Consider the following 13,545-nt stretch of genomic DNA (forward strand, 5'->3'; position numbering starts at 1 on the left):
CAGATCCGTGCGGTTTGGAGAGTCATCCGCGCCGCCTGTGGAAACGTACTGGCATGGCGTTGGTGATCCCTGGACTTGGCACCGTCACTCAGGACGGAGACTGGCTCGTGACGGAGCCGCGTGAGGTGCCGGCGCTCGGAGGCCGCTGCCGCTTCCTGATCGATGGTTACGACCCCCAGGAGGAGGCACGCGATCTCGTGGCTTGCGTAGGGGCCCTCTGCTCACTCGATGTGTCGCACCTGGAGTCGGCGTCAGGTCACGTGTTCGACTACTACCGCGACGTGGCGAGCGAGGTCGCATCGAGGACGCCCGGCTTTCCTGACATCTCGCAGCCGGCTCAGGTCTGGGACTTCGTGACGCTGACCCGCGAGCCAGTGGTCCAGCGCGAGGAGGATGGCGGACCTTGGTTCGTTGCCCTCGAGAACGAGTGCGCCTGGGAGCCGGAGCACGGCCTGATGCTGGTGTTGAAGGAAGGCCGAGAGGTGACGAAGGTCAGCGAGTACGACGGCCACCTGACCAACCGGCACGCCTTCGCCGACGACTCGATACCCGAGAGTGCGGTCTACTGGAACCCCTCCACCTCCCTGTGACCGCACCCGCTCATCGGCTGGATGAGTACGGCTTCCGCGAAGGCAGCACGCGCTGATCAGTCGAGGCAGAACACGTTGCCCTCAGGGTCCTCCATGACGATGTGACCCCCGGCCATCGGCGGCGCTGGCTCGTGGCGCTCGACGCGGGTGGCGCCGAGCGCGACCAGGCGATCGCACTCGGCCTCGAGGGCCGTCATGCGCTCGTCGCCCTGGAGACCTGGCGCGGCGCGGACGTCGAGGTGGACGCGGTTCTTGGCGGTCTTGCCCTCCGGGACCTGCTGGAAGAACAGGCGCGGTCCGCGACCCTCGGGGTCTTGCGCGGCCGACGCGGAGTTGCGCTGGTCCTCCGGGATGCCGGCCTTCGCCAGGAAGTCCCACCAGGCGTCGAAGGGATCCTCGCCCTCGGCCAGGGTGTGCCCGGGAGGCGGCGGGTTGATGTAACCCATCACGGCGGCCCAGAAGCGGGACAGCGCGCGGGGGTCGTGGGCGTCGAAGGTCACCTGGATCTCTCGCATGGCCGCGATGCTGCCATGCGCCACCGACGCCCGGCCCCAGACCGGACTCGACCGAGTTCGCGTCCGGTCCCGCGAGCACCCGGCCCCCGGCCAGGGAGGTGTGTCGCTCCGTGACCACCAGCAGGTCGGTGCGCAGCTCCTCGCGGGTACGAGGTGGCAGGAGCGTGTCCCCGTGGGGAGGAACGGCCCGCCGAGCTGCGGTACGCCGGTGGGTCGGCCGAGCAACCACCAGTGCAGGTGCTCCTGCCCGTCGCCATGCCGGAAGCCCTGCGGTCGCGGGACGTCCAGGGTGCCCCACCTCCGCGATCCTCGCGGACACCCGGTCGTACCTCCTGCGATCACACCGGCATGCCCCGAATCTGCAACGGCCTCCGCCGGACCGCACTGGTCGGGGCCTCCGGGGCGCGTGAGTGCTCTGGCGCCGCGACGTAGGCTCACGGCATGGAGCTCGTCGTCGTCCTGGTCCTGCTCGCGGTCCTCGCCGGTGTCGTCGTCGTGTCCGGACGCGCCCGCAAGCAGCGCCTCGCGCTGCAGCGACAGCGCGAGCTGGACCCGGTGAAGAAGCTCGCGTTCGAGGACATCACTGCTCTCGGTGTCGAGCTCCAGGAGCTCGACCTCGACCTCGCCGGCCATGAGCTCGATGCCGGCCAGCGCGCCGACTACCAGCGGGCGCTCGATGCCTACGAGTCGGCGAAGACCGCGGGCGACAACATCACCGAGCCCGCGCACATCAAGCACGTCACCGAGATCCTCGAGGACGGTCGCTATGCCGCGGCCTGCGTCCGGGCGCGGGTGGCAGGAGAGCCGCTGCCCACCCGGAGGCCGCCGTGCTTCTTCGACCCCCGCCACGGGTTGTCCGTCATCGACGTGCCGTGGACCCCGGCCGGCGGAGCCACGCGCGACGTACCGGCCTGTGCCCTGGACGCCGAGCGCGTGCGTGCCGGCGCCGAACCCGACTCGCGGATGGTCATGGTGGGCTCCCAGCGGGTGCCCTACTACCAGGGCGGCCGTGCGTACCAGCCCTATGCCTCCGGCTACTTCGGCGGGTTCGGCCCGATGGACATGATGTTCATGGGGCTGATGTTCGGCGGGTTCGGGGGCTTCGACGCGATCGGTGACATCGGCGAGGGCATGGGCGACGCCATCGGGGGGATCGGTGACGGCGTCGGGGACATGTTCGACGGCTTCGACTTCTGAACCACGCTGACCCGCCCGAAACTTTCGGGCGGGTCAGCGTGTGACGCAGCTGGGCCGCCTGACACGTCCACCCTGTACCGGCCAGCGGAGACGTCTTGAGCAGCAGGGTCGCGGAGTGACGAGCGGTGCGGGTTACGCGAGCGTGGGCTGACACACTGCTGGCGTGCCTGATCAAGACCTCCACGTCACCGAGCTCGGGGAGACCGGCTCCACCGTCGTGTTCTGCCACGGCCTCTTCGGCCAGGGCCGCAACTGGACCCAGGTCGGCAAGGAGCTGGCCCGCGAGCACCGCGTGCTGCTCGTGGACATGCCCAACCACGGACGCTCGCAGTGGACCGACACCGTCGACTACCTCGACCTCGCCGACCGGGTGTCCGGCCTCTTCTCGGCCGACGAGCCGGTGGCAGTGGTGGGGCACTCCATGGGCGGCAAGATCGCCATGGTCCTCGCGCTGCGGCGTCCCGAGCTGGTCGAGCGGCTGTGCGTCGTGGACGTCTCCCCGGTGACCTACGACAACACCCGGGAGTTCGCGGGGTACGTCGACGCGATGCGCGGACTCGACCTGGCCGCCCTCGAGCGGCGCGGCGACGCCGACGAGCAGCTGCGCGACGACGTACCGAACGACACGGTGCGCAGCTTCCTGCTGCAGAACCTCCGTCGCGACGGGGACTCGTGGCACTGGCAGGTCAACCTGGCGGTGCTGGGCGACGAGCTCTCCGGGCTGGGCGGCTGGCCCGAGGAGGGCCTCGCGGACGTGTCTCCCTATGACGGTCGGGTGCTCTGGGTGGGCGGCGACCGCTCCGACTACGTCCGCGAGGAGTACGCCGAGGCGATGGGGCGCTGGTTCCCGCGCAACCGGCGGGTGACCATCAAGGGCGCAGGCCACTGGGTCCACTCCGAGCAGCCCGAGACCTTCGTGGCCGTCGTCCGGCGGTTCCTCGACGAGTGACCCGGCCCGATCACCCGCGCTGCCGGGCCCGGTAGGCCGCGACCGCGGCCCGGTTGCCGCACGCGGTGCTGCAGAAGCGACGCGACCGGTTGCGGGAGAGGTCCAGCACCACGCCCTCGCAGTCGTCGGCCGAGCAGATGCCGAGCCGCGACACCTCATCGGTGCGGATCACGTCCACCATGGCCAGCGCCGTCTCGACGGCGACCCGGGTGGCGAACGGCGCGCTGAGCTCGACGGCGTGGAGGTGCCAGTCGAGGGCGTCGTGCCGCAGCAGCTGGGGGAGCGCGCGGTGCTCGGCCAGGATCGCGTTGACGAGCGGCACGGCCGCGTCCCGCTCGGAGGTGAGGAGGCGTCTCAGGGGGGCCCGGAGGGCGCGGACCGCCTCCAGGTCGGCCCGGGAGCGGGGGCGGGCACCGGTGTAGCCGTGCTCGTCGTAGAACGCGTTGACGTCGTCGACCGTCGTCATCGTGTCCGGGTCGTCGGCGCTGTTGACGAGCGCCACGGCGGCGATCAGGGCATCCCCGGTGTCATCAGTGAAAACCACATTGACACATTACCAAGGTTCTCGTACTGTCATGAGTCATGACGACGTTGACGCATGACGCAACGGTGGCGGCCCCGCGTTCGCGGACGGCGTCCGGCCTCGCGTTCGCCCTCGTCTCGGCGCTGACGTTCGGGCTCTCCGGTGCCCTGGCCCGGCCCCTGCTCGAGTCCGGCTGGAGCGCCGGCGCCGTCACGCTCATCCGGGTCGGCGGCGCCGCCGTGCTGGTCGCTCCGATGGCGGTCCTCTCCCTGCGCGGGAACTGGGGTGCCGTGCGGCGCAACGCCGGCCTGGTGGTGACGTACGGCGTCCTGGCCGTCGCGGGAGCGCAGTTCTGCTACTTCTCGGCCGTGTCCTACATGCAGGTCGGCCCGGCCCTCCTGATCGAGTACACCGCACCGGCGACCGTCGTCGTCTGGCTGTGGCTCCGGCAGGGCCAGCGTCCCGGTGCGGTCACCCTGGTCGGCGCCGGCCTCGCCGCGCTCGGCCTCGTCCTGGTCCTCGACCTGCTGTCCGGCGCGGACCTCAGCGTCCCGGGCGTCCTGTGGGCCCTGGCCGCGATGGTCGGGGCCGCGACCTACTTCGTCATCTCCGCCGACGACACCAACGGCCTGCCTCCGCTGGCCCTCGCCGGTGGGGGGTTGGTGGTCGGCGCGGTGGCCCTCGCCCTGCTGGGCCTCGTCGGGCTGATGCCCCTGCACCACGCCTCGGCGCCGGTGTCCTATGCCGGTGCCACGGTCGCTCCCTGGGTGCCTCTCGTGCTGCTGGCACTGGTGACCGCCGCGATCGCCTACACGACCGGCATCGCCGCGATCAGGCGCCTCGGCTCCCGGGTGGCCTCGTTCGTGGCCCTCTCGGAGGTCCTGTCCGGAGTCCTGTGGGCGTGGCTGCTCCTGGACGAGCTGCCGCGACCCGTGCAGCTCCTGGGTGGGGTGCTGATCGTCGCCGGCGTGGTGGCGGTCAAGCTCGGCGAGCGCACCGTCGTCCGGGTCGATCCGGTCCCGGCCTGAGGAACCCCAGGCTCCGCGCGCGCGTCAGATCGGCATGCGTGCCTTGGGAACCCTGCTCGCCGGGAGCGTGCTCGTGCTGGCCGCCTGCGGCGACCGGTCGACGGGTCCGCCTGCCGTCGCCGGTGACCCGGTGCCGACACCGTGGCGCACCGAGGTCTGGCGTGGCGTCGCGGTCGACGTCCCGGCGGACTGGGCGTACGGCGGCGCTCCCCTGAACGTGGCCGGCGACCCGGTCGCCTGCCCGGCCATGGCCACGGTGACCGCGTCGGGCGACCGGGTCCGGGCCGGAGACCCGCGCAGTGTGCCCTATGTCGGCCGCCCGCTCTTCCTGACCGACGTCTGCCAGGCCTATCCGTTCATCGGCCCCGACTCCGACCCGCCGGCGGTGCCGTCGGTCTGGCTCGGCGCCGAGGTTCCGGCGGGCGCCGAGGATCTGGGTGACGGGTGGGTGCGGGAGACGATGGCCGTCGCGGGCACCACGGTCACCGTGACCAGCGACGACCGCGCGCTCCGTGACCGGATCCTGGGCTCCGTGGACCGTGGCGGGCCGTGCGCGCCGGTGCTGCCGGCTCCGACGAGGGTTCGGGCCATGCTGATCGAGGGCTACGGAAGGCCGCAGTCCCTCGAGGTGTGCGCCTACCGGCGCTCGGACGCCGGGGACCTCGTGCTGGCCTACGCGACGGTGCTGGGGGAGGAGGAGGCCCGGGCCTTCGCGCGGGCGATCGACCATGCGGAGCGGCGGGACATGGACTGCGGCGACGAGCCGCCCCCGGAATGGGTCACGCTGGAGATGACCGGATCGTCGTACCCGGGTGCGCCCATCGGCGTGGGCGGAACGCAGGAGATGGTGATCGGCTGCGGTGTGGTCGAGACCGGCCCGGGGCAGACCTTCGAGCTGGACGAGGGCGTGCTCGACTCGCTGCGCGTGCAGGGGCTGCCGGCCGTGCTGTCGTCGCTGATCGGACCGATGGGCTGACTCAGCGGGCGTCCTGTCTCCGGATGAACACCTCGCGGGTGAGCATCAGGATCGCCGCCGCCGTCGGGATCGCGAGCAGGGCGCCGACGACACCGAGCAGCGCCGCTCCGACCAGCGCCGCGATCACGGTGACCGCGCCGGGGATGTCGACCGACTTCGACATCACGCGCGGGTAGATCACGTAGTTCTCCACCTGCTGGTAGATCAGGTAGAAGATCACGCAGGCGAGGCCGATCTTGACGTCGGTCGCGAACCCGATCGCGCTCACGATCACGGCCCCGATGGTGGCGCCGATCATGGGGATCACGTCGAGCAGTGCGACCACGAAGGCCAGCGCCACGGCGTACTCCCCGAGACCGACGATGAACAGGAAGACCAGCGAGCTCAGCCCGGCGCAGGTCGCCACGATGAAGGCGCCCGAGACGTAGCCGCCGATGCTGCCGAGCACCCGGTCGCCGAGCTTGGTGACCCGGTCCCGGCGGGACTGGGGTGCGAGGCGGTAGAGAGCGGTCTTCGTCGCCTGGAGCGACGACAGGAAGTAGAGCGTCAGCACGACGACGATGAACGCGTTGAGGAGCGTGTTGAGCACCGCCAGCCCGACCCCGAGCACCCCGCCGAACAGGCTGCTGGTGAACCCGCCCTGCTGGATGTAGGACTCGGCACGGTCGAACACGTCGTACTTCTGGTTGAGCTCCTGGATCTGCCGGTTGCGCTGGAGCTCGTCGAACCACCGGGGGGCGGTCTCGGTGATCGCGGCGACCTGGTCGCTGATCACCGGGACGATGGCGAGGACGAACAGCGCCAGCGCGATGACGACCACCACGATCACGGCGACCACGGCGTAGGAGCGCCGCAGCCCCCGCCGCACGAAGAACTCGACCACCGGGTTGAGCCCGGCGGCGAGGAACATCGCGACGACGACGAGGATCAGGACCGAGCTGATCGCGAGCAGCTGGGTGCCCAGCCAGTAGGCGAGCAGGGCCCCGAGCGCGCCGAAGAAGCCGAGGTAGAAGGCGGAGTGGCGCTCGAGGGGCTTGCCGGGCTCGCCCAGGTCCTGCCGGGCGCCCGGCGGCGGGGACTGCACGTCCGTCGCTGTCCCCGCCGCGGGCCCGTCGTCCTCAGTGGCCTGTCCTGCCGGCCGCCCCGCCGCCCGCCCGGTCGGCCCTGTGGGCGCGCCGGCGACGGGGTCGTCGCTCAACTCTCGTCCTCGGCGAATCCCGCGACGACCTCGCGCAAGGAGGTGAGCTGGGCCGCGATGGCGTCACGACGCTTCGCCATGCGGTCGACCTCGGCCTTGATCTCGGCCAGCTGCCGCTCGGACTCGGCGTCGCCCCGGGAGGTGATGGCCTCGGCCTGGGTGCGGGCCGAGGCGACGATCTGCTCGGCCTCGCGACGGGCCCGGGTCAGCATCGCCTCCGACTCCTGCTGGACCTGCTGACGGTGGGTGGTCGCCTGGCTGAGCGCCTCGCGGGCGCGCTGCTCGGCCTGCGCGGCACGCTCCTCTGCCTCGTCGACCAGCCGCTTGGTCTCGGCGGTCGCGTTGGAGTGGTGGTCGGTGGCCTCCTTGGCGAGCCGCTCCTTCTCCACGGCCAGCGTCCGCCGGGCTTCCTGGACCTCGCGGTCGGCAGCGGCACGTGCCTGCTCGGACTCGCGCTTGGCGGTGGTCCGCAGGTCGTTCGTCTCCTGCTGGGCGGCCAGGCGCAGCTGGTCGGACTCGCGCTTGGCGGAGGCCAGCAGGTCGTCGGACTCGGCCTTGGCCAGCGCCCGCTCCTGCTCGGCGTCGGCGAGCATCCGCTTGCGGGCCTCGTCGAGCTCCTGCAGCTGCACCAGCCGCATGTCCTCGGCCTCACGGGTGGCCTCGGCGCGGATCGACTGGGCGTCGCGGTTGGCCCGCTGCCGGATGTCGTCGGCGTCGCGCTCGGCGGCGGCCCGGACGTCACCGGCCTCCTCCTCGGCGAGGCGCAGCATCGTGCTCGCGCGCCCGCCCAGCCCGGCGTACGACGGGTTCTGGTTCTCCGCGATCTGCTTGCGGGCCTCCTCGAGCTGGCTCTCGAGCTCGAGGACCCGCTTCTCGGAGGCGGTGAGGCTGCTGCTGAGTCCGGCCTTCTCGGTCGTCAGCTGGCGGAACCGGGTGTCGACCGCCTCGCGGTCGTAGCCGCCGCGACGCACCGACGGGAAGCCGGATCCTCCCGTGGACGCGGGCGGCACGACGGGCCGTGAGGCCGGGGGCTGGGGCGAAGCCTGCTGCGGGGTCGGCCGCGGCGCCGACGTGGGCGGACGCGGCGGGGCCGGCTGGCTCCGCTGGGCGGGTGCCGGGCGCCCGGGCGCGGGCTGCGGGGGCGTGGGCTTCTGGGACGCGGGCTTCTGGGAGGTGGGCTGCTGGGAGGCGGGCTTCTGGGCCTCGCCATTGCCCTTCAGTGCGGGCATCACCTGGGTCTTCTCTCCCTCGACCGCACCCTGTTCGGTGGTGTCATCGGTCGACTCGTCGGTCTCGTCGTCGTCGAAGATGGACAGACCCTGGTCGCTCATGCTGGTGCTACCTCCCGGATTGGCTGGACCTCGGTCACCAGTGTCGCTGATGGTCGCCGCAGAGCCCACCCCGGCTCGCTGATTGGATCCGCAATCTGCGGGCCCGGAGCGGGCTGACGGCCTCAGACCCCGCGGAAGCGGTTGATCGCGTCGAGGTGCTCGGCCCGCATCTCCTCGTCGCGCACGCCCAGGCCCTCCTCGGGAGCGAGGCAGAGCACGCCCACCTTGCCCTGGTGGGCGTTGCGGTGGACGTCGAGCGCGGCCTGTCCCACGTCGTCGAGGCCGTAGGTCTTCGACAGTGTGGGATGAATCATGCCCTTGGCGATGAGGCGGTTTGCCTCCCACGACTCGCGGTAGTTGGCGAAGTGGGACGAGATGATCCGCTTGAGGTTCATCCAGAGGTAGCGGTTGTCGTACTCGTGCATGTAGCCCGACGTCGACGCGCAGGTGGTGATCGTGCCGCCCTTGCGGGTGACGTAGACCGAGGCGCCGAAGGTCTCGCGGCCGGGGTGCTCGAAGACGATGTCGATGTCCTCGCCACCGGTCAGCTCACGGATCTTGGCGCCGAAGCGCTTCCACTCCTTGGGGTTCTGCGCGGTGCCCTCGTCGTTCCAGAACCGGTAACCCTCCTCGGAGCGGTTGATGATCAGCTCCGCGCCCATGCTGCGGCAGATCTCGGCCTTCTCGTCGTTGGAGACCACGCACACGGGGGTCGCGCCGCCGTTGAGCGCGTACTGCGTCGCGAAGCCGCCGAGGCCACCGGAGGCGCCCCAGATCAGGACGTTGTCGCCCTGCTTCATGTCGCCGCCGTTCTTGCTGACCAGCTGGCGGTACGCCGTGCAGTTGACCAGGCCCGGGGAGGCGGCCTCCTCCCACGTGAGGTGCGCCGGCTTGGGCATCAGCTGGTTGGCCTTGACCAGCGCGATGTGGGCCAGGCCCCCGAAGTTGGTCTCGAAGCCCCAGATCCGCTGCTCGGGGTCGAGCATCGTGTCGTTGTGCCCGTCGGGCATCTCCAGCTCCACGGACAGGCAGTGCGCCACCACCTCGGTGCCCGGCTGCCACGAGTGCACGCCCGGGCCCGTCTGCAGCACCACGCCGGCCAGGTCCGAGCCCACCACGTGGTAGGGCAGGTCGTGCCGCTTGGCGAGAGGGGAGAGGCGTCCGTAGCGCTCGAGGAATCCGAAGGTCGACACCGGCTCGAAGATCGAGGTCCAGACCGTGTTGTAGTTGATCGCGCTCGCCATCACCGCGACGTAGGCCTCGCCGGGGCCCAGCTCGGGCAGCGCCACGTCCTCCACGTGCAGGGACTTGCGCGGGTCCTTGTCCCGGCTGGAGAGGCCCTCGAACATCTCCACGTCCTCCTTGTGCACGGTCACCGCGCGGTAGGACTCGGGAAGCTCGAGGTTGGCGAAGTCGTCCGGGCTGGTGTCGCCGGCCTGGATGGCATCAAGGATGTTCTGCACGTGTTCGTCTCCTGGTTCGGGGAGGGTCTCGCGGGATGCTACTGGTGGGTAACGGGATTGGGTACGGCGTGTGGGGGGACTCACGGATTTCGACGCGCCTTGCGCGCCTTCGTGCCTCAGGCGCGGGCTTGCTCAATCTTCGCTCGCCCACGCCGACCGCTCGTTCCTCGCGGTCGGCTGCTCGCTCGCGGGCTCGACGAGCTCGACGAGAACGCCGCCGGCGTCCTTGGGGTGCACGAAGTTGACGCGGGAGTCCGAGGTGCCGCGCTTCGGGGTGTCGTAGAGGAGCCGGACGCCGCGCTCGCGCAGGACCGCGGAGACCTGGTCGACGTCGCTCACCCGGTAGGCCAGCTGCTGGATGCCGGGACCCGAGCGGTCCAGGAACTTCGCGATCGTCGAGTCCGGGGAGAGCGGGGCGAGGAGCTGGATGCACGAGGCGGTGCCGACCGGCTCGCCGCCGACGGAGAGCATCGCCTCGCGCACGCCCTGCTCCTCGTTGGTCTCCTCGTGCGCCACGCGCATCCCGAGGGTGTCGCGGTAGAACTCGATGGCCTCGTCCAGGTCGGGTACGGCGATCCCGACGTGGTCGATGGCCGTGAACAGGGGGTCGGAGACGTCCAGTGGTGCGCTCATGGGGACCATCGTCGTACCTCGATCTCGCGCCCGCGACCCGGGACAACGGGTGAGACGGCCACGGGTATCGTCGGTCACAGATCTTGACCGTTCGGCAACGCTGGAGGCACCCAATGTCTGGTTCTGTCATCGTCGCGGGGGCGCGCACCCCCATCGGCCGCCTGCTCGGCGGCCTCAAGAGCCAGTCGGCGGCCGACCTCGGTGGGGTCGCGATCAAGGGGGCGCTCGAGAAGGCCGGGGTCGCGCCCGAGAAGGTCGACTACCTCATCATGGGCCAGGTCATCCTCGCCGGCGCCGGCCAGAACCCCGCACGGGCGGCGGGCATCGCCGCCGGGCTGCCGATGAACATGCCGTCGATCACGATCAACAAGGTCTGCCTCTCCGGCCTCAACGCCATCGCGATGGCCGACCAGCTGATCCGCGCGGGTGAGTGCGAGATCGTCGTGGCCGGGGGCATGGAGTCGATGACCAACGCCCCGCACCTGCTGATGAAGTCCCGTGAGGGCTTCAAGTACGGCGACACCCCGCTCGTCGACTCGATGGCCTACGACGCCCTCTACGACCAGGCCACCAAGCAGGCCATGGGCGGGCTGACCGAGCAGGCCAATGCCGAGGGCATCAAGCTGACGCGTGAGGAGCAGGACGAGTTCGCCGCGCAGTCGCACCAGAAGGCGGCCGCGGCCTGGAAGAACGGCGTCTTCGACGACGAGGTCGTCCCCGTCTCCATCCCGCAGCGCAAGGGCGACCCGGTCGTCGTGTCCCAGGACGAGGGCGTCCGCGGGGACACCACCGCGGAGTCGCTGGGCAAGCTGCGCCCGGCGTTCGCCAAGGACGGCACCATCACCGCCGGCTCCGCATCGCAGATCTCCGACGGTGCCGCGGCGGTCGTCGTGATGAGCAGGGCGAAGGCCGAGGAGCTCGGCCTCACCTGGCTGGCCGAGATCGGAGCCCACGGCATGGTCGCCGGACCCGACTCCACCTTGCAGCTCCAGCCCGCCAACGCGACGAAGCTCGCCTGCGACAAGGAGGGCATCGCGCCCACCGACCTCGACCTGCTGGAGTTCAACGAGGCGTTCGCCGCGGTCGGCATCGAGTCCACCCGGGCCCTCGGCGTCGATGCCGACAAGGTCAACGTCAACGGCGGTGCGATCGCGCTCGGCCACCCGGTTGGCATGTCCGGCACCCGAGTGGTGCTCCACCTCGCGATGGAGCTCAAGCGACGTGGCGGCGGAGTCGGCGCGGCCGCGCTCTGCGGTGGTGGCGGCCAGGGTGACGCCCTGATCGTCCGCGTTCCCAGCAGCTGAGGTTGGTCCCGACAGGCTCGACCACCGCTCGCGGACGGCGGTCGTCGGGGGACGTCCCGGACCTGGTCGCGAAGGCCCGCGAGGGGCACCCCCGTGCAGTCGCCCGGCTGATCTCGCTGGTCGAGGACGAGTCGCCGCTGCTCCGCGAGGTGATGGCGGCCCTGGCCCCGCACGCCGGGCAGGCCCAGGTCGTCGGCGTCACCGGGTCCCCGGGAGTGGGCAAGTCGACCTCGACCGCAGCCCTGGTGAGCGAGCTGCGCCGTGCCGGCAAGCGGGTCGGCATCCTCGCCGTCGACCCGTCGTCGCCGTTCTCCGGAGGGGCGCTGCTGGGCGACCGGGTCCGCATGCAGGACCACGCGCTGGACCCCGAGGTCTACATCCGCTCGATGGCCTCGCGGGGCCATCTGGGCGGGCTGGCGTGGACGACGCCCCAGGCCGTGCGGGTGCTGGACGCGGCCGGCTGTGACGTGATCCTGATCGAGACGGTGGGCGTGGGGCAGAGCGAGGTCGAGATCGCCGGCCTCGCCGACACCACCCTGGTCCTGCTCGCCCCGGGCATGGGTGACGGGATCCAGGCCGCCAAGGCGGGAATCCTCGAGATCGGCGACCTCTACGTGATCAACAAGGCCGACCGCGACGGCGCCGACCAGGTGCGCCGCGACCTGCGGTCGATGCTGGCGCTGGCCGAGCGGCCGGAGGGATCCTGGCGGCCGCCGATCGTCAAGACCGTCGCCTCCCGCTCCGAGGGGCTGGACGAGGTCGTGGCCGAGATCGACAAGCACCGCGCGTGGCTCGAGGAGAGCGGCGAGCTCGAGCGGCGACGTACGCGGCGGGCACGCGACGAGATCGAGGCGATCGCCGTGACCGCGCTGCGCGCCCGGTGGGGCGACGTGCACGGCCGGTCCGAGCTCGACGACCTCGCCGCCGCCGTCGTCGCGGGTACGTCGGACCCGTACACCGCGGCCGACAGCCTGCTGGAGGCGTTCGCGGAGTGAACGCGGTGACCCGTGAGCCGTGTGGCGCGCCTTGCCCGCGCGCCGTGCGCGATCTGTTAGACAAGTGTGGACCTGTGTCGCCCAGACGGGAGTGTGTTGCATGAACGCCAAGAAGGCGGTGCTGGTCGTCGTCGTCGTGTTCATGGGGTTCTGGATGTTCACCGACCCCCATGGCCTGGCGGACGCGGCCAAGGGTGCCGGCTCCCAGACCTGGCACCTGTCGACTCAGCTGTTCCGGGCGCTGATCGACTTCTTCGGCGCCCTCGCCTGAGCCGGGCGGTGACATGGGACTGATCGGGTTGCTCAGCGACCCGAAGATCGGCAAGCACCTGCTCCGCGACGAGGGCGAGGTCGTGGTCGACGAGGTCCTCCACCACTGGATCGTCTACGTCCGCCCGGTGATCGAGGCCGTGGTCGCGGTCGCCCTGGTCGTCGCCACGCCGTTCGTCCTGGTGGAGCTGGGCGGAGTCCTGATGCTGCTCGCGCTCGCGCTGCTCCTCCACGCGACGTGGTGCGCGCTGCGCGAGCACCGGGACCGGTTCGTCATCACCAACATGCGGGTGTTCCGCGTGCACGGCGTCCTCTCGCAGCAGCAGGCCACGATGCCGCTGCACCGGATTCTCGATATCACGGTGGTCAAGCCGCTGCACGGTCGCCTGCTCGGCTTCGGCCACTTCGTCTTCGAGTCCGCCGCCCAGGAGCAGGGGCTGCGCGACATCCGGTACGTCGGCCGCGCCGACGAGCGCGACCTGGCGATCCAGCGGGTGGTGCAGCGCTCCGGCCTGCGCGGGCCCCGGGTCGTCAACTGATGGGCCGGAACTGATGGGCCGGAACTGATGGGCC

The 13,545-nt window shown here is 71.1% G+C and carries 15 protein-coding genes; 9 read left to right on the forward strand and 6 right to left on the reverse strand.

Going from position 1 to position 13,545, the window contains the following annotated elements; all coding sequences use genetic code 11:
- The coding region (locus VFN12_RS00080; protein WP_325116488.1) for a DUF6985 domain-containing protein at positions 1-590 on the forward strand (590 nt) is incomplete at its 5' end.
- Positions 591-646: 56 nt separating this feature from the next.
- On the opposite strand, the gene VFN12_RS00085 is transcribed toward VFN12_RS00080, so the two are convergent.
- Positions 647-1,105, reverse strand: coding sequence for a VOC family protein (locus tag VFN12_RS00085; protein WP_325116489.1), 459 nt, complete (start codon positions 1,103-1,105; stop codon positions 647-649).
- Between the two features lie 441 nt (positions 1,106-1,546).
- Here VFN12_RS00085 and VFN12_RS00090 point away from each other — a divergent pair, with 441 nt between their 5' ends.
- Together VFN12_RS00090 and VFN12_RS00095 are read left to right on the forward strand one after the other, a co-directional pair.
- A complete protein-coding gene (locus VFN12_RS00090; RefSeq protein ID WP_325116490.1) occupies positions 1,547-2,302 on the forward strand; it encodes a hypothetical protein in 756 nt (251 codons plus the stop codon).
- Between the two features lie 163 nt (positions 2,303-2,465).
- Positions 2,466-3,251 (forward strand): alpha/beta fold hydrolase, encoded by a 786-nt coding sequence (locus VFN12_RS00095; protein WP_325116491.1) that lies wholly within the window; start codon positions 2,466-2,468, stop codon positions 3,249-3,251.
- Positions 3,252-3,261: 10 nt separating this feature from the next.
- On the opposite strand, the gene VFN12_RS00100 is transcribed toward VFN12_RS00095, so the two are convergent.
- A complete protein-coding gene (locus VFN12_RS00100; RefSeq protein ID WP_325116492.1) occupies positions 3,262-3,795 on the reverse strand; it encodes a CGNR zinc finger domain-containing protein in 534 nt (177 codons plus the stop codon).
- 38 nt (positions 3,796-3,833) lie between these two features.
- On the opposite strand from VFN12_RS00100, the gene VFN12_RS00105 reads away from it, so the two are divergent.
- Both VFN12_RS00105 and VFN12_RS00110 read left to right on the forward strand, forming a co-directional pair.
- The gene (locus VFN12_RS00105) at positions 3,834-4,802 is read left to right on the forward strand and encodes an EamA family transporter (protein WP_325116493.1); all 969 of its coding nucleotides are present in this window, start codon (positions 3,834-3,836) and stop codon (positions 4,800-4,802) included.
- Between the two features lie 34 nt (positions 4,803-4,836).
- On the forward strand, positions 4,837-5,778 hold the full coding sequence (locus tag VFN12_RS00110) for a hypothetical protein (RefSeq protein ID WP_325116494.1): 942 nt from the start codon (positions 4,837-4,839) through the stop codon (positions 5,776-5,778).
- Position 5,779: 1 nt separating this feature from the next.
- Here the strand turns inward: VFN12_RS00110 and VFN12_RS00115 are convergent, their stop codons facing one another.
- From VFN12_RS00115 to mce, 4 genes are all read right to left on the reverse strand, one after another.
- On the reverse strand, positions 5,780-6,976 hold the full coding sequence (locus VFN12_RS00115) for an AI-2E family transporter (protein ID WP_325116495.1): 1,197 nt from the start codon (positions 6,974-6,976) through the stop codon (positions 5,780-5,782).
- The gene (locus VFN12_RS00120) at positions 6,973-8,307 is read right to left on the reverse strand and encodes a hypothetical protein (protein ID WP_325116496.1); all 1,335 of its coding nucleotides are present in this window, start codon (positions 8,305-8,307) and stop codon (positions 6,973-6,975) included. The genes VFN12_RS00115 and VFN12_RS00120 overlap by 4 nt, the downstream gene beginning before the upstream one ends.
- Before the next feature lie 122 nt (positions 8,308-8,429).
- Entirely contained in the window at positions 8,430-9,770 is a 1,341-nt protein-coding gene (gene ccrA, locus VFN12_RS00125) for a crotonyl-CoA carboxylase/reductase (RefSeq protein WP_325116497.1), read from the reverse strand.
- Between the two features lie 132 nt (positions 9,771-9,902).
- Positions 9,903-10,403: a methylmalonyl-CoA epimerase gene (gene mce, locus VFN12_RS00130; RefSeq protein WP_325116498.1), complete on the reverse strand. Its 501-nt coding sequence runs from the start codon at positions 10,401-10,403 to the stop codon at positions 9,903-9,905.
- A 113-nt stretch (positions 10,404-10,516) separates the two neighbouring features.
- Between mce and VFN12_RS00135 the strand changes: the two genes are divergently transcribed.
- The 4 genes from VFN12_RS00135 to VFN12_RS00150 all read left to right on the forward strand — a co-directional run bounded on the left by VFN12_RS00135 (position 10,517) and on the right by VFN12_RS00150 (position 13,511).
- Positions 10,517-11,707 (forward strand): acetyl-CoA C-acetyltransferase, encoded by a 1,191-nt coding sequence (locus VFN12_RS00135; RefSeq protein WP_325116499.1) that lies wholly within the window; start codon positions 10,517-10,519, stop codon positions 11,705-11,707.
- 2 nt (positions 11,708-11,709) lie between these two features.
- A complete protein-coding gene (gene meaB / locus VFN12_RS00140; RefSeq protein WP_325116501.1) occupies positions 11,710-12,702 on the forward strand; it encodes a methylmalonyl Co-A mutase-associated GTPase MeaB in 993 nt (330 codons plus the stop codon).
- Between the two features lie 100 nt (positions 12,703-12,802).
- Complete coding sequence (locus tag VFN12_RS00145; protein WP_325116502.1) at positions 12,803-12,973, forward strand: hypothetical protein; 171 nt, start codon at positions 12,803-12,805, stop codon at positions 12,971-12,973.
- Between the two features lie 13 nt (positions 12,974-12,986).
- Positions 12,987-13,511 carry a PH domain-containing protein gene (locus VFN12_RS00150; protein WP_325116503.1) on the forward strand — a complete coding sequence of 175 codons (525 nt, stop codon included), beginning with the start codon at positions 12,987-12,989 and terminating at the stop codon, positions 13,509-13,511.
- The last annotated feature ends 34 nt before the right edge of the window (positions 13,512-13,545 follow it).

Source organism: Nocardioides sp., assembly GCF_035703625.1.
GTDB lineage: Bacteria > Actinomycetota > Actinomycetes > Propionibacteriales > Nocardioidaceae > Nocardioides.